General features: G+C 70.8%; 25 protein-coding genes. 17 read left to right on the forward strand and 8 right to left on the reverse strand.

Annotated elements, in window-relative coordinates; all coding sequences use genetic code 11:
* Positions 1-67 precede the first annotated feature (67 nt).
* Positions 68-1246 (reverse strand): winged helix DNA-binding domain-containing protein, encoded by a 1179-nt coding sequence (locus tag GVY39_RS12410; RefSeq protein ID WP_159923761.1) that lies wholly within the window; start codon positions 1244-1246, stop codon positions 68-70.
* 25 nt (positions 1247-1271) lie between these two features.
* Positions 1272-1757 carry a TerB family tellurite resistance protein gene (locus GVY39_RS12415; protein WP_159923763.1) on the reverse strand — a complete coding sequence of 162 codons (486 nt, stop codon included), beginning with the start codon at positions 1755-1757 and terminating at the stop codon, positions 1272-1274.
* A gap of 190 nt (positions 1758-1947) precedes the next feature.
* Here GVY39_RS12415 and GVY39_RS12420 point away from each other — a divergent pair, with 190 nt between their 5' ends.
* The 8 genes from GVY39_RS12420 to hisH all read left to right on the forward strand — a co-directional run bounded on the left by GVY39_RS12420 (position 1948) and on the right by hisH (position 11484).
* On the forward strand, positions 1948-3036 hold the full coding sequence (locus GVY39_RS12420) for a S9 family peptidase (RefSeq protein ID WP_236565424.1): 1089 nt from the start codon (positions 1948-1950) through the stop codon (positions 3034-3036).
* Positions 3037-3109: 73 nt separating this feature from the next.
* A complete protein-coding gene (locus tag GVY39_RS12425) occupies positions 3110-3976 on the forward strand; it encodes an arylamine N-acetyltransferase (RefSeq protein WP_159923765.1) in 867 nt (288 codons plus the stop codon).
* A 78-nt stretch (positions 3977-4054) separates the two neighbouring features.
* Positions 4055-5764 carry a penicillin-binding transpeptidase domain-containing protein gene (locus GVY39_RS12430; protein WP_159924022.1) on the forward strand — a complete coding sequence of 570 codons (1710 nt, stop codon included), beginning with the start codon at positions 4055-4057 and terminating at the stop codon, positions 5762-5764.
* 99 nt (positions 5765-5863) lie between these two features.
* Entirely contained in the window at positions 5864-7471 is a 1608-nt protein-coding gene (locus GVY39_RS12435) for a serine/threonine-protein kinase (protein WP_159923767.1), read from the forward strand.
* Positions 7472-7724: 253 nt separating this feature from the next.
* Positions 7725-9062, forward strand: coding sequence for a histidinol dehydrogenase (gene hisD, locus GVY39_RS12440; RefSeq protein WP_159923769.1), 1338 nt, complete (start codon positions 7725-7727; stop codon positions 9060-9062).
* Complete coding sequence (locus GVY39_RS12445; RefSeq protein WP_159923771.1) at positions 9059-10192, forward strand: histidinol-phosphate transaminase; 1134 nt, start codon at positions 9059-9061, stop codon at positions 10190-10192. Before hisD ends, GVY39_RS12445 begins: the two co-directional genes overlap by 4 nt.
* 39 nt (positions 10193-10231) lie before the next feature.
* On the forward strand, positions 10232-10852 hold the full coding sequence (gene hisB, locus GVY39_RS12450) for an imidazoleglycerol-phosphate dehydratase HisB (RefSeq protein WP_195071684.1): 621 nt from the start codon (positions 10232-10234) through the stop codon (positions 10850-10852).
* Entirely contained in the window at positions 10849-11484 is a 636-nt protein-coding gene (gene hisH, locus GVY39_RS12455; RefSeq protein ID WP_159923775.1) for an imidazole glycerol phosphate synthase subunit HisH, read from the forward strand. The genes hisB and hisH overlap by 4 nt, the downstream gene beginning before the upstream one ends.
* A gap of 43 nt (positions 11485-11527) precedes the next feature.
* Here the strand turns inward: hisH and GVY39_RS12460 are convergent, their stop codons facing one another.
* Positions 11528-11989 (reverse strand): hypothetical protein, encoded by a 462-nt coding sequence (locus tag GVY39_RS12460; protein ID WP_159923777.1) that lies wholly within the window; start codon positions 11987-11989, stop codon positions 11528-11530.
* 341 nt (positions 11990-12330) lie between these two features.
* Here GVY39_RS12460 and GVY39_RS12465 point away from each other — a divergent pair, with 341 nt between their 5' ends.
* Positions 12331-12834 carry a hypothetical protein gene (locus tag GVY39_RS12465; RefSeq protein ID WP_159923779.1) on the forward strand — a complete coding sequence of 168 codons (504 nt, stop codon included), beginning with the start codon at positions 12331-12333 and terminating at the stop codon, positions 12832-12834.
* Here the strand turns inward: GVY39_RS12465 and GVY39_RS12470 are convergent, their stop codons facing one another.
* Positions 12835-13350: a nuclear transport factor 2 family protein gene (locus GVY39_RS12470; RefSeq protein ID WP_159923781.1), complete on the reverse strand. Its 516-nt coding sequence runs from the start codon at positions 13348-13350 to the stop codon at positions 12835-12837. It lies immediately after the preceding gene.
* A 99-nt stretch (positions 13351-13449) separates the two neighbouring features.
* On the opposite strand from GVY39_RS12470, the gene GVY39_RS12475 reads away from it, so the two are divergent.
* The 6 genes from GVY39_RS12475 (at position 13450) to hisI (ending at position 17716) form a co-directional block, all read left to right on the forward strand.
* Positions 13450-13899: a MarR family winged helix-turn-helix transcriptional regulator gene (locus tag GVY39_RS12475; RefSeq protein ID WP_159923783.1), complete on the forward strand. Its 450-nt coding sequence runs from the start codon at positions 13450-13452 to the stop codon at positions 13897-13899.
* A 77-nt stretch (positions 13900-13976) separates the two neighbouring features.
* On the forward strand, positions 13977-14708 hold the full coding sequence (priA, locus tag GVY39_RS12480; protein ID WP_063022395.1) for a bifunctional 1-(5-phosphoribosyl)-5-((5-phosphoribosylamino)methylideneamino)imidazole-4-carboxamide isomerase/phosphoribosylanthranilate isomerase PriA: 732 nt from the start codon (positions 13977-13979) through the stop codon (positions 14706-14708).
* Entirely contained in the window at positions 14705-15520 is an 816-nt protein-coding gene (locus GVY39_RS12485) for an inositol monophosphatase family protein (RefSeq protein ID WP_159923785.1), read from the forward strand. Before priA ends, GVY39_RS12485 begins: the two co-directional genes overlap by 4 nt.
* Before the next feature lie 4 nt (positions 15521-15524).
* Positions 15525-16298, forward strand: coding sequence for an imidazole glycerol phosphate synthase subunit HisF (gene hisF / locus GVY39_RS12490; protein WP_159923787.1), 774 nt, complete (start codon positions 15525-15527; stop codon positions 16296-16298).
* A 59-nt stretch (positions 16299-16357) separates the two neighbouring features.
* Complete coding sequence (locus GVY39_RS12495; protein WP_159923789.1) at positions 16358-17302, forward strand: TIGR03564 family F420-dependent LLM class oxidoreductase; 945 nt, start codon at positions 16358-16360, stop codon at positions 17300-17302.
* Between the two features lie 51 nt (positions 17303-17353).
* Positions 17354-17716, forward strand: a complete 363-nt coding sequence (gene hisI, locus GVY39_RS12500; RefSeq protein WP_159923791.1) for a phosphoribosyl-AMP cyclohydrolase — start codon at positions 17354-17356, stop codon at positions 17714-17716.
* Here hisI and GVY39_RS12505 read toward each other — a convergent pair.
* The 4 genes from GVY39_RS12505 to GVY39_RS12520 all read right to left on the reverse strand — a co-directional run bounded on the left by GVY39_RS12505 (position 17713) and on the right by GVY39_RS12520 (position 19893).
* Complete coding sequence (locus GVY39_RS12505; protein WP_159924024.1) at positions 17713-18165, reverse strand: MarR family winged helix-turn-helix transcriptional regulator; 453 nt, start codon at positions 18163-18165, stop codon at positions 17713-17715. The two genes, hisI and GVY39_RS12505, sit on opposite strands and share 4 nt — an antisense overlap.
* A 201-nt stretch (positions 18166-18366) precedes the next feature.
* On the reverse strand, positions 18367-18921 hold the full coding sequence (locus tag GVY39_RS12510) for a permease (RefSeq protein ID WP_159923793.1): 555 nt from the start codon (positions 18919-18921) through the stop codon (positions 18367-18369).
* Positions 18922-18984: 63 nt separating this feature from the next.
* Entirely contained in the window at positions 18985-19440 is a 456-nt protein-coding gene (locus GVY39_RS12515) for a peroxiredoxin (protein WP_159923795.1), read from the reverse strand.
* 141 nt (positions 19441-19581) lie between these two features.
* Entirely contained in the window at positions 19582-19893 is a 312-nt protein-coding gene (locus GVY39_RS12520; RefSeq protein WP_159923797.1) for a hypothetical protein, read from the reverse strand.
* Positions 19894-20081: 188 nt separating this feature from the next.
* Here GVY39_RS12520 and GVY39_RS12525 point away from each other — a divergent pair, with 188 nt between their 5' ends.
* A complete protein-coding gene (locus tag GVY39_RS12525) occupies positions 20082-21641 on the forward strand; it encodes an anthranilate synthase component I (protein ID WP_159923799.1) in 1560 nt (519 codons plus the stop codon).
* 77 nt (positions 21642-21718) lie between these two features.
* The gene (locus GVY39_RS12530; RefSeq protein WP_370523787.1) at positions 21719-22468 is read left to right on the forward strand and encodes a TIGR02234 family membrane protein; all 750 of its coding nucleotides are present in this window, start codon (positions 21719-21721) and stop codon (positions 22466-22468) included.
* The last annotated feature ends 51 nt before the right edge of the window (positions 22469-22519 follow it).

Consider the following 22519-nt stretch of genomic DNA (forward strand, 5'->3'; position numbering starts at 1 on the left):
GCTCTCGGCGAATCCGCGAATCTCCATGCGGCTCAAACTACCCGGTGCGGGTCGGGTCTCCGGTCGGTCAGGCGGTGAGCTCGCGTTCCAGTGGTGTCCGGAACCGGGGAATGGTGCGCACCTCGCCGAACCATTCGGCGACGCGCTGCGCTTGCGCGGCGATCAGCGCGTCGGCGTCGGCTCCCACGTCTTCGAGGAGGCGGTAGACGATCTCGCCGTCCTTGCGCTGTGCCCAGCCGCCGACGATCCGTCCGTCCCACCACACGGTGGGGCCGACGTTCCCGTTGCGATCGAACAGGCTCGGTGCGTGGGGGCCGAGATACCACTCCCGCGCCTGCCAGCCCATCGGCGTCGGATCCAGGGCCGGCAGCAGCGCCGCCCAGGGTTCCGGCGCGGCGACCGGTTCCACGTCGTCGGCCAGGAGTACACCGGTCACGCCGTCCAGGTCGACCTCGACCAGCTCGAGCGCGCCGAGCGCCGCGCGAACCTCGCCCAGAGTCCATCCGGTCCACCACTTGACGTCCGACACGGGTGCGGGACCGAAGGCGCGCAACCAGCGGCGGACCAGCTCTACGCGAGCCTCGGTGGCGGGGACGGACGGGACGCCGCTGGGCAACCACGACTCGATCGGCGCCCAGGTGTATCGACTGCTGGCCCAGCTGCCGTTCGGCCGCCCGCGCACGATGCGGCCCTCACAGCCCAGAGCCACCAGCACCCAGGTGGTGATGTTCGTCGGCTTCGAATACGCCTTGTCCGGCGCGGTGTTCACCTGGGTGCGCAACCGGGGGACGTCCTTGCTCAGTTGCGCGCCGGTGGCCGCGCCGCGGGCGAGCAACGCTTTGTGCGTCTCGGCTTCGACCTCGGCCCACCAGCCCGCCGTGTCACCGTCCCCGATACCGGCCTGCGCCAGGTACTTGCCATAGGTGCGCCGCTGCTTGTGCGCCAACGCGTCCGCGCACGAGGCCTGGAGAATCGGCACCAGGTCCCCCGGCGCCACGAACATGGTGCGGCGCATGGCCAGCATCCGCAGCAGCGAACGATCCTCATAGAGCGCCCGTTCGACATCCGCGGGCGTGAGGCCCTTGCCACGCGCCGCGACCGAGAGGAAGACGGTCGCCGGATCGGTCGCGTGCAGGGCGACCAGCGAGCGGGCGATCTCGTCGACCAGCCCGGACCGTTCGGGCGTCGCGAGCCGGTGCCGCACAGCCAGCCGAGCGCGCCGCTCGGCGGCATCAATCGAACGCATAGGCGAATCGTAGCGTTCGGCGGATTCAGAGGCCGAAGTGCTCCGGAGCCAGCCGCAAGGTCCGGCAGGCGTCGTGGAGGGCATCGATCGCCTCCGGGCCACAGGCGCCGGCCCCGCTGCCGATCAGGATGCCGATCCGGACCACCGCGTCCGCTTCGGCGGGCTTGTCCGCCGCTTTGGCGATCTGCCGTAGCACGTGCGCGCAGCCGAGGACCGGATTGTTCGCCAGCCGATTGCAGTTGTCCTCGAACAGCGCACGCAGGTCGTCGACCGGGAAATTCCGCAGAACCGGGTCGGCCGTGAGGAACTCGGCCACGGTGGCGCGGTCACCGCCCGCGGCAGGGCCGTCGGTCACCGCGATCCACGCGCACAGGGCAACCGCCGCGTCTCGAAAAGTTCCGCCCCGCAACTCGTTCCGTTTCGCGAGCAGCTGGCCTCGCCACGTCGCGGCGGTCTCCGCCAGCGTGCTGATCAGGGTCGCGTCGGGAATGCGGCGAGGTGCGATGGTCATGGCTGACTCCATGAGAAGACGTCCGAACGCGCGGACCCGTGCCGTCCGGACTCGAAATGAGTACCCGGACCGTAACAGCGCGCGGACGCCGGGTCCTGCCCCCAAAAAATCGGGATCAGTCCGCCGGTTCGGCCGCTGCCTACTGGTTTCTCGGCGCCGCCTACGGGCTGAGCGCGGGGATGACTGCCGTGTGGTGGGTGTCGCGGCGGCCGCGGGCGGGCTGCTCGTCGTGATGCGTCTGCGCGGGGACACGTCGACGGCGTGGCATCATCCGAGGATGCGCCAGGCCTCTCCGATACTCGTGCTGTGCTGCGCGCTGGTCGGTGCGCTCGTGATGACAACCTCTGCGGCGCCGCGGGTTTCGGCGGATCAGGTGTGCGCCGGGGGTGTGGCTGTCCACCCGGTGGCGGTGACCGTGGACGGGGAGGAGGCGACCGGGCGGGTGTACGAGCCCTACCGGTGCGCCGAGGGCGATGTGGCGGCGCAGGCTCTGGTGGTCGCGGTGCACGGGCACGACGGGTCGTCGGCGGATTTCGCCGGCTATCTCGACTCGATCGCGCGCCGCACCGCTACTCCGATCCTGTCGATGGACCTGCGTTCCGCGGACAGCGTATGGCGCACCGGCGAGTGGAATCTGTGGGCGGGCTGGCGCGACATCGTCGCCGCGACCGAGTGGTACCGGCAGAGCCACCGCTCGATCACGCGCACGGTGCTGTGGGGCTGGAGCCAGGGCGGCATCACCAGTGGTCTCGCGGTGGCGCACGGTCCGCGCGGGATGTTCGACTACTGGGTCGACAACTACGGTCCCGCCGACGATTTCACGATGTGGCTGGGCGCGGTGGCCGTCGATCCGGCGCTGCCCGCGCAGATCGAGCGCGACGCGGGTGGTTGCCCGCCCGCGGCCTGTCCGCTCGCCTACGTCGAACGCTCGCCCGCACTGCTGGCCGCCCGGATGGACGTGCGGCGCGCGTTCCTCGTCCACGGCACCGCCGACGACGTGGTGCCCTACGCGACGAGCGTCGAGATGCGCGCCGGGCTCGTCGCCGCGGGCAAGCCCACTTCGATGTACACCGTCGTCACCGGGCGCGACCTGAACGGGCGCGTGGTCCCGGGCGACCACAGCGTCGGCCCGGCCTTCTTCGAAGGCGGCTGCGTCGTCGAGCGCCTGCTGCTCGGCGCGGAACCGGTCGACGGCCCGGATCGCGACTACCTCGTGGACGTCGCGCACGGCGTCGTCACCACCCCGCCCGCCCCGCCGGGTGCGAAGTGCGCGGCGTGAGGCGGCGGCCGGGAACATGATCGCGTCCCGGTGCGGTTGACCGAGAAAAACCGACCGACGAAGCGAGGACGCGATGAGCAAACCGGCCGACCCGGCCTACCACTGGAACGGAGCCGAACTCGACCTGGACGCCTATCTGGCCCGGATCGGTTTCGACGGCGAGTGCGCTCCCACCGTCCGGACGCTGCACGAACTGGTGCGGGCACACACCACCGCGATCCCGTTCGAGAACCTCGAGATCATCCTGGGCAGGACGATCCCGCTCGACCTGGCTACCCTGCAGGACAAGATGGTGCGCCGCCGTCGCGGCGGCTACTGCTACGAGAACGTCGGACTGTTCGCGGCCGCGCTGGAACGGCTCGGCTTCGGCGTCACCGGACTCAGCGGCCGGGTGAGCATGGGCGCGGGCGCGGGATTGCGGCCCGCCACCCACGCCTTGCTGCGCGTGACGACTGCCGACGACGACCGGGTGTGGCTGTGCGACGTCGGCTTCGGCGCCGGACCGCTCGTGCCCTTCGAATTGTCCGGCGAGACCGGAGAATTCGCGGCGGGAGAATGGAAGTTCCGGCTGGAGCGCACGCGCGGGGAGCTGGATTCCGAGCTGTGGGTGCTGCACCAGTACGGCCGCGAAGGCTGGGTCGACCGGCACAGCTTCACCGTGAATCCGCAGTACCGCATCGACTACGCCGTCGGCAATCACTTCGTGTCGACCTCGCCGCGTTCCCCCTTCACCACCCGGCCCTATGTGCAGCGTTTCCACCCGGAGGTGCATCACGTGCTGGACGGCACCACGTTCGTCACCGAGTACCCCGACGGCACGAGCGACACGAGAGAGCTGGCGCCCACCGAGTTGCCCAAGATCCTCGCCGAAGTGTTCGACATCGACCTCGCCGACGCCGACGCCGCCGCCCTCGCGCAGGCGCCCTGGTCGCGCGACTGAGATCGCGATCCGCCACGGCCGGATAAGGTCGAGCGCGTGCCTACCAACCGGAAATCTCTCGTCCTGTTCGCCGCACCGATGCTCGTGCTCGCCGCCTGCTCGTCCGGCCCGGACCAGCCCGACACCGTCGCCGGGCAGTTCGCCGACGCGCTCAACCGCGACGACATCCCCGCGGCCGCCGCGCTCACCGACAACCCGGCCCAGGCCGCCGAGACCCTCGACGCGCTCTACGACGGGCTCGGCCAGGACGTGCGCTTCGAGGTCCGCTCGGCCGACGAGAACGACTTCGCGCTGGCCGCCACCTGGAAGCTGGGCGCGGACGGCAAGTCCGAGTGGACCTACACCACCAACGGCGCCGCGCGCGACGACGGGGCGGGATGGCGGGTGAAGTGGAATCCGGCCACGGTCGCCCCCGGACTGGACGCGGGCCCGTTGAGCTACAGCAGGGTCTATCCGAGACCTGCCCGCGTACTCGACGCCGCCGGCGGCGAATTGATGACCGAGCAGATCGTCACGCTGGTGAACGTCGGCTCCGGCGCCGACCTCTCCGCGGTCGCGGACCTGCTCGGCCCGCTCGCACCCGGCGTCACCCCGCAGTCGCTGCAAGCGGAACTGGCCGCGGCGCAAGGAAAACCGATCACCGCGATCACCCTGCGCGAGACAGACCTCGCCGCGATCCGGGATCGCCTGACCGCGCTGCCGGGCGTCACCCTCGCGCCGCAGACCCGGTTGCTGACGACCGACAAGGCCCTGTCCGGACCGACCCTGTCCGGACTGGCCGAGTTGTGGCAGGAGTCCGCCGACGCGAACGCCGGATGGGCGGTGCGCGCCCAGACGCCCCAGGGCACCCAGCGCGTCGCCGGAACCGACCCCAGGCCCACCGCCGACATCGCCACCACGCTGGATCCCGGCTTGCAGCGCGCGGCCGAGGCGGCCTTGGCCCCGGTTGCCCAGCCCGCCGCGATCGTCGCCCTGCGGCCCTCGACCGGCGACGTCGTCGCGATGGCGCAGAACGCCGCCGCCGACGCGCAGGGCCCGATCGCGCTGACCGGGCTCTACCCGCCGGGTTCGACGTTCAAGACGGTCACCGTCTCCGCCGCGTTGCAGGCGGGAACCGTGACACCCGACACCGTGCTGCCCTGCCCGGGCACCGCGGACATCGAGGGCCGTCGCATCCCCAACGACAACAACTTCGATCTGGGATCGGTCCCGTTGCACACCGCGTTCGCCCGCTCCTGCAACACCACGATGGGCGCCCTGGCCGTGCGATTGCCCGCCGACGCGCTGACGAAAGCGGCGGCACAACTGGGACTCGGGATCGATTACGTCACACCGGGCCTGACCACCGTCACCGGAAAAGTGCCACCGGCCGGCACCTCCGCGCTGCGGGTGGAGTCGGCGATCGGTCAAGGGCAGGTGACAGCGTCGCCGTTCGGAATGGCGCTGGTCGCCGCCTCCATCGCCCGCGGCGCGGCGCCCGCGCCCACCCTCGTCGCGAGCAGGCCGGGCACTCCGGACCGGACCCCGGACGCGCTGCCGCCGCAGGTCGCCGACCAGCTGAAAGCCATGATGCGTGAGACGATCACCGGCGGCACCGCGACCCAATTGCGCGACATTCCCGGCCTGCTCGGCAAAACCGGCACCGCGGAGTACATCGATGACGCGCATGCGCACGGCTGGTTCGTCGGCATCGACGGCGACCTGGCATTTGCCGTGTTCATCAGCGACGCGAGCAGTTCCGCGCCCGCGGTGGACGCGGCGGGCCGGATGCTGCGGGCGCGCCGATAGTCCGTTTCGGTCGATTCGGGCGCACCCGAAGGTCTGGCTGCCGCGTGCGAGCATTCCGAAGCCAGCTACACTCATCCCCGGACCGCGTGAGTAATCAATATGCGGGATGTCACGATTTCGAGAAGGTTCGGAGTAGGCGCCATCGATACCGGTCAGTTGATCGCGGAGCATTACCGCCTGGTCGAGCGGATTGGTAGCGGCGGCACGGGCGTGGTCTGGCGTGCCGTCGACGAACGCCTCCAGCGCTCCGTGGCCGTCAAACAGATCCGCATCCAGCCGAGCCTGCCCGAGGCCGAGCGCGTCGTGGTGCGCCAGCGTGCGATCCGGGAGGCCCGCAACGCCGCTCGCTTCCAGCATCCGAACGCGATCGTCGTGTTCGACATCACCGAGCACGAGGGCGAGCCGTGCCTGGTGATGGAGTATCTCAAGTCCAAGAGCCTCGCGGCGGTCATCGGCGCGCAGGGCACTCTGGAGCTGACCCAGGTCGCCCGGATCGGTGAGCAGGTGGCCTCGGCCCTGATCGCCGCGCACCAGGCGGGCATCGTGCACCGTGATGTGAAGCCGGGCAACATCCTGCTCGACGATCACGGCACGGTGAAGATCACCGACTTCGGCATCTCCCGCGCGACCGGCGACGTCACCCTCACCGAGACCGGGCTGATCTGCGGCACCGCCGCCTATCTCGCGCCGGAGGTCGCCCGCGGCTCCGATCCCAGTCCGGCATCCGACGTCTTCGCCTTGGGTGCCACGCTGTTTCACGCGCTGGAGGGCGAACCGCCCTACGGCGCGGGCTCCAATCCGCTGGCGGTGCTCTACGCCGCCGCGAACGGCCAGCTGAGCGAACCGCGCAACGCCGGTCCCGCAACGGATTTCCTGCTCGACCTGCTCAGCCCCGAGCCCTCCGAGCGTCCGAGCATGCGGGCGGCGCGCGATCACCTCGCCGCGTTCGCCGACGCCGGTCCCGCGCCGGTGGCCGCCGGGTTCGTGCCTGCCAGCGAAGCGTTCACCCGCCCGAGGGCGGGTGAGCCCGAATCGGCGACCCGCGCGCTGCGGCCGTCGGCGATGGCGTCGGCGCCCTACACGCCCACCGAGCGTCAGCCGCGTCCCCGCCCCGCGCCCGCGCGGCCCGCGCACCCGGACACCGCGGCCCATCCACGCACCATGGCGCAGCCGCGCCCGCAACCGCAGCAGCGGCCGGCGGGCAAACGGCGCGCGGTGCTGATCGGCGCACTCGTCGGCGCGGTGGCCGCCGTCTCCGCGCTGTTGATCAGCGCGTTCACTCAGTCCGACTCCGATTCGCCGGGTCCGCAGGCGAGCCCGCCGTCGGTGAGTTCGACGACCAGGCCCGGGACCACCTCGACCGTCGCGGCCGAGCTGGGACGCACCCCCAGCTCCGGCGAGCGCGTCGACATCGGGTCGGCGGGTCGCCTGGTGGAGGACTTCTATACCAATCCGTCCGGGTCGTGGGCACTGCTGACACCGGCGGCGCAGAAGACCTATGGCAGCGAGCAGGCCTTCCGGCAGTACTGGGACGCGCGGACCATCGACGACTTCAACACCATCGAGGCCGCGAGGCGGACGAACAACGACGACGGGTCGGTCGACATGCGGCTGGCCAGCATCACGGTCGAGGGCCAGACCAAGAGCCTGACGCTGCGGGTGATCAGCTCGGGCGGGCGTCTGCTCATCGACAGCGACACCAAGTAGACGACCTGCTACTGGTCGTCGTGCCGGGGCATCCGGCACATCGCCCGGGAGACCAGCGCGGGTCGGCCTCGGACGAGAGCGGCGACACACTTCGCCGCACTCCAGGAACGCTCCCGAGGGCCGGACCTGCGCACACGGGTCCGGCGCGCGCCGACCGCCCGGACCACGCGGATAACGGCTGGCGTCGGCCCACTAGGCTGGTAGCTGCAACTTTCCTGTTGCGCAATCAGCTGGAGACAAGGACCGACACCTCATGACAACCCGCATCGAGCTCGCCCGCGTCGATCTGCGCGGTCGTACTCCCTCCGTCGCCGAGCTGCGCGCCGCGCTGCCGCGCGGGGGAGTCGACGTGGACTCGGTGCTGCATCAGGTGCGGCCGGTGGTCGAGGCGATCCGCGACCACGGTGTGTCGGCGGCGCTGGAATTCAGCGAGCGCTTCGACGGCGTGATCCCGGCGACGGTGCGGGTGCCCGCGGCCGAGCTGGAAGCCGCGTTGGAGCGGCTGGAACCGGCGGTGCGCGCGGCGCTGGAGGAGTCCATCGACCGGGCCCGCAAGGTGCACGCCGATCAGCGGCGCACCGACAAGACCACCGAGGTGGTGCCGGGCGGCAAGGTGACCGAGCGCTGGGTGCCCGTCGAACGGGTCGGCCTGTACGTGCCGGGCGGCAACGCCGTCTACCCGTCCAGCGTCGTGATGAACGTGGTGCCCGCGCAGACCGCGGGCGTCGGCTCACTCGTGGTGGCCTCGCCGCCGCAGGCGCAGTTCGGCGGACTGCCGCACCCGACCATCCTCGCCGCCGCGCAGCTGCTCGGCGTCGACGAGGTGTGGGCGGTCGGCGGCGCCCAGGGCATCGCCCTGCTGTCCTACGGCGGTCTCGACACCGACGGCGCGCAGCTGGAACCGGTCGACCTGATCACCGGTCCGGGCAATATCTACGTCACCGCGGCGAAGCGGCTGTGCCGCGGCCTGGTCGGCATCGACGCCGAGGCGGGCCCCACCGAGATCGCCGTCCTCGCCGACGCGACCGCCGACCCGGTGCACGTCGCCGCCGATCTGATCAGCCAGGCCGAGCACGACGTGCTGGCCGCCAGCGTGCTGGTCACCGACAGCGAGCACCTGGCCGACGCGGTGGACGCGGCGCTGACCGCGCAGCTGACCGTGGTCAAGCACGCCCACCGGGTGGGCGAGGCGCTGCGCGGCAAGCAGTCCGGCACGGTGCTGGTCGACGACATCGAGCAGGGGCTGCGCGTGGTGAACGCCTACGCCGCCGAACACCTGGAGATCCAGACCGCCGACGCCCCCGCGGTCGCGGCCAGGGTGCGCAGTGCCGGAGCGGTGTTCGTGGGCGCGTACGCGCCGGTCAGCCTGGGCGACTACTGCGCGGGCTCCAACCACGTGCTGCCGACCGCGGGCTGCGCGCGGCACTCGTCCGGTCTGAGCGTGCAGACCTTCCTGCGCGGAATCCACGTCGTCGAGTACACCGAAGCCGCGCTGAAGGATGTCGCGGGCCACGTCGTGGCGCTGGCGAACGCCGAGGACCTGCCCGCCCACGGCCAGGCCGTGCGGGCGCGTTTCGAGGCGCTGTCGTGACGCGCGCGGTGAGCGCGCCCGGCGCGGACCTGACCCTGGACGAACTGCCGCTGCGGGACAACCTGCGGGGCAAGAAACCCTACGGCGCACCGCAATTGACCGTGCCCGTGCAGCTGAACACGAACGAGAACCCGCATCCGCCGAGCCGGGCGCTGATCGACGACGTCGCCGAGTCGATCCGCGCCGCCGCCGCGGACCTACACCGCTACCCGGACCGCGACGCCGTCGCGCTGCGCACCGACCTGGCGCGGTATCTGACCGCGCAGACCGGCGTCGCGGTGGACACCGGCAACGTCTGGGCGGCCAACGGCTCCAACGAGATCCTGCAGCAGCTGTTGCAGGCTTTCGGCGGGCCGGGCCGCAGCGCACTGGGTTTCGTGCCCTCGTACTCGATGCATCCGATCATCTCCGAAGGCATCGATACCGAGTGGATCGAGGCCAAGCGCAACGCCGACTTCTCCCTCGACGTCGACCACGCATTGGCCGCCATCGCCGAGCGCGCACCCGACGTGGTGTTCGTGACCAGCCCGAACAACCCCACCGGCCACAGCATCCCGCAGCAGGACCTGGCGCGCATCCTCGCGGCCGCCCCGGGCATCGTGGTGGTCGACGAGGCCTACGGCGAGTTCTCCGCACAGCCCAGCGCCATCGGGCTGATCGACCGGTTCCCCGCGAAGCTCGTGGTGACCAGGACGATGAGCAAGGCTTTCGCGTTCGCCGGTGGCCGGCTCGGCTATCTGGTCGCCGCGCCCGCCGTGATCGACGCGATGCTGCTGGTACGGCTGCCCTATCACCTGTCGGTGGTCACCCAGGTCGCCGCGCGCGCGGCCCTGCGGCATGCCGACGAGACCCTCGGCAGCGTCGCCGAACTGGCCGCGCAGCGCGACCGGGTGGCGGCGGCGCTGCGGGAACTCGGCTACGACGTGATCCCCAGCGACGCCAACTTCCTGCTGTTCGGCCGTTTCACCGACGCCGCGCGCACCTGGCAGCGCTACCTCGATCACGGCGTGCTGATCCGCGACGTCGGCATTCCCGGCTATCTGCGCACCACCATCGGCCTCGCCGCCGAGAACGACGAACTGCTGCGGGTCAGCGGGCTGCTGGCCGGCACCGACCTCGCACCGCGATGAACCAGCGCCGGGAAGCCCTCGGCGACAACCCGATTGGACATGAGCATGAGTAGGACCGCCCGGGTGGAGCGGGTCACCAAGGAATCCAGCATCGTCGTGGAACTGGATCTGGACGGCACCGGCAAGACCGAGATCGCCACCGGCGTCCCGTTCTACGACCACATGCTCACCGCGCTCGGCGCGCACGCGAGTTTCGATCTGACCGTGCGCGCCGAGGGCGACATCGAGATCGAGGCGCACCACACGGTCGAGGACACCGCGATCGTATTCGGTCAGGCGCTCGGCAAGGCGCTGGGTGACAAAGCGGGTATCCGCCGGTTCGGTGACGCCTACATCCCGATGGACGAGACGCTGGCACACGCCGCGGTCGACGTGTCCGGCCGCCCCTACTGCGTGCACACCGGTGAGCCGGATCATCTGCTGCACGCGGTGATTCCCGGGTCCGGTCCCGGCGCGCCGTACTCCACCGTGCTCAATCGCCACGTGTTCGAGTCGATCGCGTCGAACGCGCGCATCGCCCTGCACGTCCGGGTGCTCTACGGCCGCGACCAGCACCATGTCACCGAGGCCGAGTTCAAGGCGGTGGCGCGCGCGCTGCGCGCCGCGGTGGAACCCGACCCGCGGGTGAGCGGGGTCCCGTCGACGAAGGGAGCGCTGTGAGCGCGAAATCCGTGGCCCTGCTCGACTACGGCTCGGGCAACCTGCACTCGGCCGAACGGGCGCTGGCCAGGGCGGGCGCGCACGTCGAGGTGACCGCGGACCCGCAAGTCGTGCTGGCCGCCGACGGTCTGGTCGTGCCCGGCGTCGGGGCTTTCGCCGCGTGCATGGCGGGGCTGCGCGGGGTGCGCGGCGAGCGCCTGATCGGTCAGCGGCTGGCAGGCGGGCGTCCGGTGCTCGGCATCTGCGTGGGCATGCAGATCCTGTTCGAGCGTGGCGTCGAGTTCGGCGAGGAGACCGACGGGTGCGCCGAATGGCCCGGCACGGTCGACCGGCTGTCCGCGCCGGTGCTGCCGCACATGGGATGGAACACCGTCTCCGCCCCGTCCGACAGCGTCCTGTTCGCGGGTCTCGACGTCGACACCCGCTTCTACTTCGTGCACTCCTACGCCGCGCAGACCTGGGATCTGCCGCCCAGCGAGCACTTCGCCGCCCCCAAGCTGACTTGGGCCGAGCACGGGGTGCCGTTCCTGGCGGCGGTGGAGAACGGTGCGCTCTCGGCCACCCAGTTCCACCCGGAGAAGTCCGGTGACGCGGGCGCGCACCTGCTGCGTAACTGGGTGAACTCGCTGTAGGGCGAATCCCGCGCACCGACAGCGCGGGACCCGCCCCGCCGGGTCAGTGCGACCGGACTTTGCTGACCAGCCAGCGCCCGTCGACGTTGTCCACCGTCACGGTCATCGAGATGCGGCCGGTCTGGGGAAGGCCGTCGGTTTCGTCGCTGGTCACTGTCCGCACCACGTCGACGTCCACCTCGGCCCGGTTGTCGTCGCCGGAGACGATGCGGCAGTCGGCCGACTCGGCCTCGGCCCGGGTGTGCGCGGCCTCAGCGCTGGACTGGATGTTGGCGCGAAAGTTCTCGAACTCCGCCCGGAACTCTCCGGTGCTGAGGTCGAGCATCCGGCGGGCGTGGTCGCCGAACCGCGCGTAGTCGTAGGTTGCCGCGGCGGAGCCGAACTCGCATCCGGCGAGGCGCGCCTCCTCGGGCGGGGCGGCCATGGCGGCGGGCGCGGTGGCGAGCGCCGCGCAGCAGACGGCTGCCGAAAGCGACAGGGCGGCGGGGAGTTTCGATCGTGACATGCACTTCCTCTGTGCGAGGTGGAAGCGGCGGCCGGGGGTGGTCGCCGAGCGGAGACGATACCGGCCGCGCCGCACGGGCCGCGTCGATCTCGCGGCGACATCGGCCTTCGGCGCCCGCCGCCGGATGTTTCTCGTGCCTCCCGGCGCGCGCCCTCGCGCGCCTGGCCAGACGTCCACCGATCACGGCGTGCTTCCGGGAGCCGGTGCTCGCCTCGAGCCGACGGCCGATCAGGGAGCACGTGACTCGGGGTAGACCCTGATCCGGTCGACCCGTCCATGGGGGCTCGCTCCGGATCCGCGGACGGCCGCTTCGGATCTACCTTCGATGCGAGGAGGCCGCTATGAAGAGCGTCATCGTCCCGCTGACGGTGCTCACCGGTTACGCGGTGATCGCGAGCTTCGCGTTCGCGACGACCGCCGCGGAAACACTGCTGCTGTATCCCAACATCTTTCGCGACGTTCCCGAATCGCTGGAGCTCACCGAGCAATTCATGAGTGTCGTCGCCGTCGGTGACATCATGCGCCCGCTCGGCGCGGCGCTGACGCTGTGCGCGTCGGTCGCGGGCGCGGTGTCGCTGATCTACCGGATCGGACGCCGATGGCTAGGTCTCTCGCTGGCAGCTCTGCTCAGCGGGCAGTTCCTGCTGTCGATCCTCTACCTGTGGCCGCGGGCGTCGATCCTGTTCGACGACCGGCACTCCCACACGCTCGCCGAGATCGAACGCGCGGCGACGGAGTTCCAAGTCGGCCACGGCCTGCGGATCGCGGCCGCCGCGGTGACGGCACTGTGCGCGGTGCTCGCCGCCCTGGCTTGCTATCGCGCACGTGTGCTCGCCACCGGCTGATCACGGCCGGGTGCCGGTGGACCAGATCGGAGTGGTCTGCACCCGGGACAGGCGCCAGCCTTCCCCGGTGCGCACCGCGTCGAAACGGTAGATCTCACCGAGGGTGTACTGCGGCTGCGGGATCGTCCCGCCCGGGGAGGCGGGCGCGAAGGTGGCGATCAAGTTCGCCCGGACGTCAGCCGCGTCGCCGCGCAAGTCGATCAGCACATTGCCGATGACGTGCTGGATGCGTTTGTCGCCGGTGTGATTGCGACTGGCCTGGGCGATCAGCGCTTCGCGGCCCTCGGCCGTGCCGCCGGGCGTCTTCGCGGTCGCGTCGGGGGTGTAGATCGCCCGCAGATCGTCGAAGCGGCCCTCGTCCAAGGCGCGGCCGAGCCGGTCGACCAGAGCGGTGATCTGCTGACGGTCGAGCATTTCGCGTACCTCCGGCGTGGGGTCGGCGGCGGAAGTGCAGGCGGCCGTCAGGGCAGCGAGGGGAACGGCGAGCAAGGGGAGAGCCAGGCGGATCTTGCGCATCGCAGTGACCTTTCGGAAATAACGTTGGTTGTTCCAACGTTGGGTGTGCCAACGTATCAGATTGTGGGTGACGCCAACAAGTGTTGGTACAGTGGCCGCATGCACATCGCGCACGAGGGCGCCGCGAGACGGCTCCGGGTCCTGCCCACCAGGCTGGTCAATCAGGTGGCCCTGGTGGCGAATCGGGCGACGGAGCGCGCCCTGGAACCGACCGGCTCCCGCCGTCACCACTACGCGCTGCTGGCCACGCTCGGCGAGTTCGGCCCCGACAGCCAGGCCGAACTGGGCAGGCGCACCCGCATCGACCGCAGCGACGTGGTCGCCGCGGTGAACGATCTCGCCGCGCGCGGCTTCGTCGAGCGCAGCCCCGATCCCGCCGACCGCCGCCGCAACATCGTCACCCTCACCGCCGCGGGCGCCCGCCACCTCGAGGAGCTCCACGAGCGGCTGGCCCTCGCCCAGGACGAGTTGCTCGCCGGCTTCACCGAGAGGGATCGGCGCACCCTGGTCACGCTGCTCACCCGCATCCTCGACGCCCATAGCGGCTGACCCGCACCGGGTGATCGAGGTCCCATCCGCCCAGGCCCTGCGCTCGTCCGCGGCCGGGTAGCCACTAGGCTGCTCTCGTGAGTCTTGTGCTGCTACCCGCCGTCGATGTCGCCAACGGAGAGGCCGTGCGCCTCGTGCAAGGAGAGGCCGGAAGCGAAACCAGCTACGGCTCGCCTCGCGAGGCGGCGCTGGCGTGGCAGGAAGCCGGCGCGGAATGGGTGCATCTGGTCGACCTGGACGCAGCCTTCGGGCGCGGCTCGAATCGTGAGCTGCTCGCGGGCGTGGTCGGGGAACTCGACGTGAAAGTGGAACTGTCCGGCGGCATCCGCGACGACGAGAGTCTCGAGGCCGCCTTGGCCACCGGCTGTGCCCGGGTCAACCTCGGCACCGCCGCGCTGGAGGACCCGGTGTGGTGCGCGAAGGCCATCGCCCGGCACGGTGAGCGCATCGCCGTCGGCCTGGACGTGCGCATCGTCGACGGCGAGCATCGGCTGCGCGGCCGCGGCTGGGTCAGCGACGGCGGCGACCTGTGGGAGGTGCTCGAGCGCCTGGAACGGGACGGCTGCTCGCGGTACGTGGTGACCGACGTGACCAAGGACGGCACGCTCACCGGCCCGAACCTGGATCTGCTGCGTGAGGTCTGCGCGGCCACCGACGCCCCGGTCATCGCCTCCGGCGGCGTCTCCACCATCGCGGACCTGGTCGCGATCGCCGAACTGGTGCCCGACGGCGTCGAGGGCTCGATCGTCGGCAAGGCGCTGTACGCGGGACGTTTCACCCTGCCCGAGGCGCTGGCCGCGGTGAGATGACCCAGGAGCTGTCGGCACTGCTCGCGGAGGCGAGCGAGGTTCTCGACTCGGTGCGCTCGCGGTTCGTCGAGGGTATCGGCGCGCCGAGCGCGGTCGACAAGGGCCGCAACGACTTCGCCACCGAACTCGACCTGGAGTTGGAGCGCACCGTCTCCGCCGAGCTGCTGCGGCGCACCGGGATCGAGGTGCACGGCGAGGAGTTCGGCGGCCCGCAGCTGACCTCCGGCACGGCGTGGGTGCTCGACCCGATCGACGGCACCTTCAACTACTCTTCCGGGCACCCGCTCTCGGGCATGTTGCTCGCACTGGTCCGCGACGGGGAGCCGGTGCTGGGACTGACCTGGCTGCCGCTGCTCGGCCGCCGCTACGCGGCCATGGCGGGAGGTCCGGTGCTGCTGGACGGGCGGCCGTTGCCCCCGCTGCCGCGCGGCAAGCTGGCCGAGGCCATGATCGGTTTCGGCGCGTTCAACGTCGACTCCGACGGCCGCATCCCCGGACAGTTCCGCTTCGATCTGCTCGGCCCGCTGAGCAGGCTGTCCTCCCGGGTGCGCATGCACGGCTCGACCGGCATCGATCTGGCGTTCACCGCCTCCGGCGTGCTCGGCGGCGCGATCGTGTTCGGCCACCATCCCTGGGACAACGCGGCGGGCGTCGCCCTGGTGCGTGCGGCGGGCGGTGTGGTCACCGACCTGGTGGGCCGTCCGTGGACCATCACCTCCGGTTCCGTGCTCGCGGCCGCGCCCGGAGTGCACGAGGAACTGCTCGACATGATCTGCACGGTCGCCGACCCGGCGGCCGCGGAGGAAGGGTGAGGCAATGACGTTGGCCGTACGGGTGATCCCGTGTCTGGACGTCGACGCGGGACGGGTGGTCAAGGGCGTCAACTTCGAGAACCTGCGTGACGCGGGTGATCCGGTCGAACTGGCCGCGCTCTACGACGCGCAGGGCGCCGACGAGCTGACCTTTCTCGACGTCACCGCCTCCACCGGCGACCGCGGCACCATGATCGACGTGGTGACCCGCACCGCCGAGCAGATCTTCATCCCGCTCACCGTCGGCGGCGGGGTGCGCACCGTCGAGGACGTGGACCGTCTGCTGCGCGCGGGCGCGGACAAGGTCTCGGTGAACACCGCCGCGATCGCGCGGCCGGAGGTGCTGCGCGAGATGTCCGAGCGATTCGGCTCCCAATGCATCGTGCTGTCGGTGGACGCGCGCACCGTGCCGGAGGGGCAGCCGGAAACCCCCTCCGGGTGGGAGGTGACGACGCACGGCGGCAAACGGGGCACCGGCATCGACGCCGTCGAATGGGCCGTGCGCGGCGCCGAACTCGGTGTCGGCGAGATCCTGCTCAATTCGATGGACGCCGACGGCACCAAGGCCGGTTTCGACCTGCCGATGATTCGTGCCGTGCGGGCGGCCGTCACGGTGCCGGTGATCGCCAGCGGGGGCGCGGGCGCGGTCGAGCACTTCGCCCCGGCCGTGCACGCGGGCGCCGACGCGGTGCTGGCGGCCAGCGTGTTCCACTTCGGCGACCTCACCATCGGCCAGGTCAAGGAGTCGATGCGGGCGGAGAAGATCGTCATCCGGTAGCGATTGGCGGGAATCGGCCGAGTAGGAAGGCGGGTCGCGGTATCGCGGTTGCTTCGGGCATGAGCATCGGTATCGCGTTGTCCCCCTTCTCCCTCGACGCCACCGACAACGCCGTGGACGCGGCGGTGTCGCTGGGTGTGTCGGCGGCCGCCGCCGGTTTGGCCTCGCTGTGGTTCGGACAGACCTTCAGCAGCGATGCCATCGCGCTGGCCGGGATCGTCGGCCGGGCGGTGCCCGAACTCGCGGTCGGCACGTCCGCGGTGCCGATCACCGCGCGTCATCCGCTGCTGACCTCCGCTCAGGCGCAGACCGCGCAGGCGGCCACCGGCGGCCGGTTCAGTCTCGGTCTCGGACTCGGCGCGAGATCGTTCGCCGAACCGGTGTTCGGCGGCTCCTTCGACCGGCCCATCACCCGGTTGCGCGAGTTCCTCACCGCGCTGCGCACCGTGGTGCACACCGGTGCGGTCGATTTCCACGGGGAGACGCTCACCGCGGCCGCCCCGATGCCCGCCGCGGTGGCCGGGGCGCGCCCACCAGTGCCCATCTTGGTGGCCGCCATGGGACCGCAGGCGTTGCGCGTCACCGGTGAACTGGCCGACGGCACCCTGCCCTTCCTCGTCGGCCCCAAGGCGCTGGCCGAACACATCGTCGCGCCGCTCACCGCGGCGGCCGAGCGCGCGGGCAGGCCGCGGCCGCGGATCACCGCCCTCGTCCCCGGCGTGGTCACCGCGGACATCGACGCCGCCCGTGCGGCGGCCGCGGCCCAGACGGCGTTCTACGACGACATCCCCTCCTATGCCCGGATGATCGAGCTGTCCGGCGCGTCGCGTGCGGCGGAGCTCGTGGTGGTCGGAGACGAGGAAGCCATCGCGGCGCGCGTCGAGGAGTACTTCGCGGCGGGGGCGACGGAGGTCGTCTTCTCGCAAACCGATCTGACCACCCCGCAGGACCAGCGGCGGACCTGGGAGGCGCTCGGCGAACTCCAGCGCTCCCGTGCGCGCTGACCGCGCACTCCGGGCGATCCGGCCCCCGCAGGCCCCTGTTATAACGGTGCTATGAGTCTCGATCCCGCTATCGCCGCCCGTCTCAAGCGCAACGACGCCGGGTTGGTGTCGGCCGTAGCGCAGGAACGCGCCACCGGTGACGTGCTGATGGTCGCGTGGATGGACGACGAAGCGTTGGCGCGCACGCTGGAAACCCGCAAGGCGACGTACTATTCGCGCTCCCGGCAGCAGTACTGGGTCAAAGGGGAGACCTCCGGCCACACCCAGTACGTGCACGAAGTGCGGCTCGACTGCGACGGTGACACGATCCTGCTGGTCGTCGATCAAGCGGGCGCGGCCTGTCACACCGGCACGCATACCTGTTTCGACTCGGACGTGCTCTTGCCCGCGCGATCGGTGAACGCGCCCGGCTAGGCGCCGTTCGGGCGGTGGTCGTCCCGGCTCGGCGCGGCGAGTCCGCCGGGCTGGTCGAGCACGTCGGCGAGCCGCTCGGCCAGCAGCTGGCCCAGCTCGGCGACCTGGGCCTTCTGCGCGGTGTCCAGGCCGTCGAAGACCAAGTGCCGCACGGCGTCCAGATATCCGGGCGCGGCTTCGACGACCTTGAGATACCCCTCGTCGGTGAGGACGGCTTGCACGCCGCGCCGCCCGGCGGTCGCCGAGCGCTGCGCCCAGCCCATGCGCTCCAGCTTGGACACCACATGCGACAGCCGCGATAGCGATGCATTTGCCTTGTGGGCAAGCTCACTCATCTGCAGTCGGTGCCCCGGTTCCTCCGACAGCAGGGTCAGTACCCAGTACTCGAAATGCGTCACGCCGGACTCGCGCTGGAGCTGGGTGTCCAAGGCTCCTGGCAGCCGCGTCATCAGCGCAACGATTGCGCGCCAAGCTCGTTGTTCGACCGGGTCGAGCCACTTCGTCACTGTGTGCCTTCTTTCAAGCCAAGTGACGTGGTTTTGTCCGTAGTCCTAGTGATTGTCGAGAAAATTGTGCACAGTCACCCGCGACATCGAGTTTGCCACGACTTCGCTCGACCGTCATAAAGATGCTGCATGACGTGAGTTCACTCACACGGCGGGTGGGGGCGTGTCCTCGGCTTTCGGCGTCCGCGGGTGCGTGCGGCGCCACCTGCGCAGCAGCAACAGCGCGACCGCGAGGAGAAACAGCAGCGTCGCGATGAGGGCCCCGGTGAGCGCGGCGCCGCGGAAGGCGGGAGCGTCGACATCCAGAACACGCTCACCCGCGTGGGCGGCGCTGCTGTTGCCCAGCACGATGGTCAGCGTCATCAGGTTGGGAATCGCGAACAGGATCGCGACGACCGCGGCCGCGCCCGCGAGGAATTTACCCGCCTTGCGCCGCCACATCAGCACGGCGAACAGCAGCAGGAAAAGCGTGACGACGGTACAGAACCCGCCGTAGAACAGACCCCAGCCGATGCCCTTGGCGAAGCTTCCCTGCACCGTCGACCCGACCCGCTGCGCCCACCAGCGTGGGATGAACGCGGACAGGATGAAGTAGAGGATGACGAGGACGGCGACGACCGCGGCGCCACCGATGATCCGGGTGCGCCAGACGGCTGCCACGGGTTTGCGTCCGCCCGGCTGAACGTCGGTCGAAGTCATGGATCCAGCCTAGGCCGCACCACTGCTCGGCAGCGGCTGCGCGGACCCGGCGCGCCGTGCCTTCTACCTGGTGCGCAGGTAGTTCAGTGCTTCGTCGGCGTGCACCGCGGCGCGCAACTCGCCGGTGATGATCTTGCGGATGGTGCGGTCGGTGTCGATGACGAACGTTTGCCGCTTCACGGGCGCGAGTTTGCCCAGGAGGCCGCGCTTCACGCCGAACCGCGCGGCCACGGCGCCGTCGGCGTCGGAGAGCAACGGATAGCCCAGACGCTGCTTCTCGGCGAATCCCGCCTGGGTGGCCACGCCGTCGGTGCTGATGCCGACGCAGCTTGCGCCGACAGCGGCGAATTCGGCGGCGAGGTCGCGAAAATGACAGGCCTCGGCCGTGCACACGGGCGTATTCGCCGCGGGATAGAAGAACAGGACCAAGGGGCCGTTCGCCAGCAACGCGTCGAGCGAGCGAGGGGTGCCGGACTGATCGGGAAGCTCGAAATCAGGGGCGAGCTGTCCTTGCTGCATACCCGGGCACGCTACCGGGCGCTTGGTTGAATCGGGTAGGCGCGCGGGCGGCGGACCTGTTGCTCGTGCCCGTCGATACGCCGCCCGCGATCGGATCGCCGCGTCGGTGGCCGGGCACGAGCCGGGGGGTGCGCGGTGCGGTTACGCGCCGATGAGCGCTGCCACCTCAGGGTTCTTGATCGCCATCACGTCGAGGATGCCGTGGGCTCGCAGGAACGGCTTCAGCTCCTTGATGCGATGGCTGTGGACGGCGTACTCGTCGGGAAATCGGTTCTTGTCCAGGGACTCCAGTGCTTTGACGTAGGTGACGAAGGACGCGAGCGCGTTGCTCGGAACGCCGGGGGGGTGGGCCGGTTGACCGGTGCCCGCCGACCGCGAGGTGTCGAGGCGCGGGACGTGGCGGCCCGCGACGTGCCGAGGGCCCTCGGGCGCTACCGATTGCGAGGGGTACATCAGTTGTTTCCTCTCGAGATGGATACCGCATGCGACGTGGAACGCCGCGAGTGTAGTGAGCCCGGCCACACCTGCCGCGGCCGCGTGGGAACCGGACGGTCGACCTGATTTGTCGGGTTTGTCGCGTCCTTCGCCGTGTCACCGGCACCGCTCACCGGTCGGTCGGCCCGGCCTGGGATGATGAGTACATGCCAGGCGCGTCCACTCCCACCACCACGACCCGCGAGCAGTTCCATCAGCTGGCCGCGGAGCACCGGGTCGTCCCCGTGACCCGAAAGGTGCTGGCGGACTCGGAGACTCCACTCTCGGCCTACCGCAAGCTCGCCGGTGACCGGGCGGGCACGTTCCTGTTCGAGTCCGCGGAGAACGGCCGGTCGTGGTCGCGCTGGTCGTTCATCGGCGCGGGAAGCCCTTCGGCACTGACCGTCGTCGACGGCGAGGCGGCCTGGCTCGGCTATATCCCGGTGGATGCCCCCTCCGGCGGCGATCCGCTGGTCGCGTTGCGCGAGACGCTGGAGTTGCTGCGCACCGAGCGTTTGCCCGGCTTGCCGCCGCTGACCGGCGGCATGGTCGGGTATCTCGGCTACGACGCGGTGCGCCGCATAGAGCGACTACCCGAGCTGGCCATGGACGACTTGCGGTTGCCCGAGATGGTCTTGTTGCTGGCCACCGATCTGGCCGCGTTCGACCACCACGAGGGCGCGATCACGCTGATCGCCAACGCGGTCAACTGGAACGGCACCGCCGAACGCGTCGACGAGGCCTACGACGACGCGGTGGCCCGGCTGGACCGGATGACCGCCGCGCTCGGCGAGCCCGCCGATTCCACCGTGTCGGTGTTCGACCGGCCCGAGCCCGAATACCGGCGCAGGCGCACCACCGAGGAGTTCGGTGCGGGTGTGCGTCGCCTGGTCAAGGAGATCGAGGCGGGCGAGGCGTTCCAGGTGGTGCTGTCGCAGCGTTTCGAGATGGACTACGACGGGGCGCCGATCGACCTGTACCGGATGCTGCGCGCTTCCAATCCCAGCCCCTACATGTACCTGCTGCACATCCCGGATGGCGAGGGCGGCACCGCGTTCTCCATCGTCGGCTCCAGTCCGGAATCGCTGGTGACCGTGAAAGACGGCGTGGCGACGACCCATCCGATCGCGGGCACCCGCTGGCGGGGGGCCACCGAGGAGGAGGACCTCCTGCTGGAGAAGGGCCTGCTCGCCGACGAGAAGGAGAACGCCGAGCACCTCATGCTCGTCGACCTCGGCCGCAACGACCTGGGCCGGGTGTGCGAGCCGGGCACCGTGCGGGTCACCGAGTACCGGCACATCGAGCGCTACAGCCATGTCATGCACCTGGTCTCGACGGTCTCGGGCCGGTTGGCGCCCGGGCGGATCGCGCTGGACGCGGTGCGGGCGTGCTTCCCGGCGGGCACCTTGTCCGGTGCGCCCAAGGTGCGCGCGATGGAGTTGATCGAGGAACTCGAACCGACCCGGCGCGGCGTCTACGGCGGCGTCGTCGGATATCTGGACTTCGCCGGTGACGCCGACACCGCCATCGCCATCCGCACCGCGCTGCTGAAGGACGGCACGGCCTACGTGCAGGCGGGCGCGGGAGTCGTCGCGGACTCGGATCCGGAGTACGAGGACGTGGAAGCGCGCAACAAGGCGATGGCGGTGCTGAAGGCGGTCGCGGCGGCCCGGACGGTGCGGGCGTACGGCACGCAGCCGGATACGGCGGACGGCGGACCGCGATGACGGCTGCCCGTCCCGAAGACGAACCGGGCCGGGCGCGGGAGCCCGCCCCGGATACGAGCGCCACGACACGGGAATCCCTGCCTTCGGCCGAAGAATCCGCCCCGCCCACCGGATCGCCCGGCGCCGGCGACGATTCGCGCCGGAAATACCCGGTGGGCCCGATCGTCTTGCTCGCTGCCGCCGCCGCGGCACTGTGGGCGTCGTCCCGGATGACCTGGGTGACGGTCACCTCTTCCGACGGTCTCACCCAACCCCGCACCGATCAGCTCGACGGCGGGGTGTGGTTCGGCGCGCTCACGCCGCTGGCGCTGGTACTGCTCGCCTCGATCGCGGCCGTGCTGGCCACCAGGGGCTGGCTACGCCGGGTGGTCGGCGTGTTGATCGCGTTGGTCGCGGCGGTGGCCGCGGTGCCCGCGTTCGCGCTGCTGACCGACTCCGGCAAGCTCGCCGAGCGGGCCGCGAAACTCGCCGAGCTCCCGGCACGGGCACAGGTGGAGGAGGCGACCACGTCGGCGTTTCCGGCCGTGCTGGCGCTGCTCGGCGCGATCGCCGCGTTCGGCGCGGGCGCGCTGTTGGCGCGTATGCCCGCCGAGGCGGCACGGCTGTCCGGCAAGTACGACAACCCGGTCTTCCGGCGCGCCGCCGCGACGGCGGAGGTCACGCAGCGGCGCACGCAGTCCCCGGACGAGCGACCCTCAGCGCAGCTGTCCGAGCGCGTGCTGTGGGACGCGCTGGACGCGGGCACCGACCCGACCGAGGAACCTTCCGGCGGGCAGCCGCCTCCGGAGAATCCGGACCACGGAGAGGTGGGCCGACGTGGCCGCTGAGCTGTCCCCGCGCGCCGGGTGTGGCGGCTGCCACCTTGCGCCGAGCCCTTC

Origin of the sequence: Nocardia sp. CY15, from assembly GCF_009829295.1 — a bacterium.
GTDB classification, from domain to species: domain Bacteria; phylum Actinomycetota; class Actinomycetes; order Mycobacteriales; family Mycobacteriaceae; genus Nocardia; species Nocardia sputi.

What these genes read in the sequence shown, in the direction of transcription:
- GVY39_RS12410 (WP_159923761.1), bottom strand. Translation starts at nt 1,246, where the DNA reads ATGCGTTCGATTGATGCCGCCGAGCGGCGCGCTCGGCTGGCTGTGCGG.
- GVY39_RS12415 (WP_159923763.1), bottom strand. Translation starts at nt 1,757, where the DNA reads ATGACCATCGCACCTCGCCGCATTCCCGACGCGACCCTGATCAGCACG.
- GVY39_RS12425 (WP_159923765.1), top strand. Translation starts at nt 3,110, where the DNA reads ATGAGCAAACCGGCCGACCCGGCCTACCACTGGAACGGAGCCGAACTC.
- GVY39_RS12430 (WP_159924022.1), top strand. Translation starts at nt 4,055, where the DNA reads ATGCTCGTGCTCGCCGCCTGCTCGTCCGGCCCGGACCAGCCCGACACC.
- GVY39_RS12435 (WP_159923767.1), top strand. Translation starts at nt 5,864, where the DNA reads ATGCGGGATGTCACGATTTCGAGAAGGTTCGGAGTAGGCGCCATCGAT.
- hisD (WP_159923769.1), top strand. Translation starts at nt 7,725, where the DNA reads ATGACAACCCGCATCGAGCTCGCCCGCGTCGATCTGCGCGGTCGTACT.
- hisB (WP_195071684.1), top strand. Translation starts at nt 10,232, where the DNA reads ATGAGCATGAGTAGGACCGCCCGGGTGGAGCGGGTCACCAAGGAATCC.
- GVY39_RS12460 (WP_159923777.1), bottom strand. Translation starts at nt 11,989, where the DNA reads ATGTCACGATCGAAACTCCCCGCCGCCCTGTCGCTTTCGGCAGCCGTC.
- GVY39_RS12465 (WP_159923779.1), top strand. Translation starts at nt 12,331, where the DNA reads ATGAAGAGCGTCATCGTCCCGCTGACGGTGCTCACCGGTTACGCGGTG.
- GVY39_RS12470 (WP_159923781.1), bottom strand. Translation starts at nt 13,350, where the DNA reads ATGCGCAAGATCCGCCTGGCTCTCCCCTTGCTCGCCGTTCCCCTCGCT.
- GVY39_RS12475 (WP_159923783.1), top strand. Translation starts at nt 13,450, where the DNA reads ATGCACATCGCGCACGAGGGCGCCGCGAGACGGCTCCGGGTCCTGCCC.
- GVY39_RS12485 (WP_159923785.1), top strand. Translation starts at nt 14,705, where the DNA reads ATGACCCAGGAGCTGTCGGCACTGCTCGCGGAGGCGAGCGAGGTTCTC.
- hisF (WP_159923787.1), top strand. Translation starts at nt 15,525, where the DNA reads ATGACGTTGGCCGTACGGGTGATCCCGTGTCTGGACGTCGACGCGGGA.
- GVY39_RS12495 (WP_159923789.1), top strand. Translation starts at nt 16,358, where the DNA reads ATGAGCATCGGTATCGCGTTGTCCCCCTTCTCCCTCGACGCCACCGAC.
- hisI (WP_159923791.1), top strand. Translation starts at nt 17,354, where the DNA reads ATGAGTCTCGATCCCGCTATCGCCGCCCGTCTCAAGCGCAACGACGCC.
- GVY39_RS12505 (WP_159924024.1), bottom strand. Translation starts at nt 18,165, where the DNA reads ATGACGCGGCTGCCAGGAGCCTTGGACACCCAGCTCCAGCGCGAGTCC.
- GVY39_RS12510 (WP_159923793.1), bottom strand. Translation starts at nt 18,921, where the DNA reads ATGACTTCGACCGACGTTCAGCCGGGCGGACGCAAACCCGTGGCAGCC.
- GVY39_RS12515 (WP_159923795.1), bottom strand. Translation starts at nt 19,440, where the DNA reads ATGCAGCAAGGACAGCTCGCCCCTGATTTCGAGCTTCCCGATCAGTCC.
- GVY39_RS12520 (WP_159923797.1), bottom strand. Translation starts at nt 19,893, where the DNA reads ATGTACCCCTCGCAATCGGTAGCGCCCGAGGGCCCTCGGCACGTCGCG.
- GVY39_RS12525 (WP_159923799.1), top strand. Translation starts at nt 20,082, where the DNA reads ATGCCAGGCGCGTCCACTCCCACCACCACGACCCGCGAGCAGTTCCAT.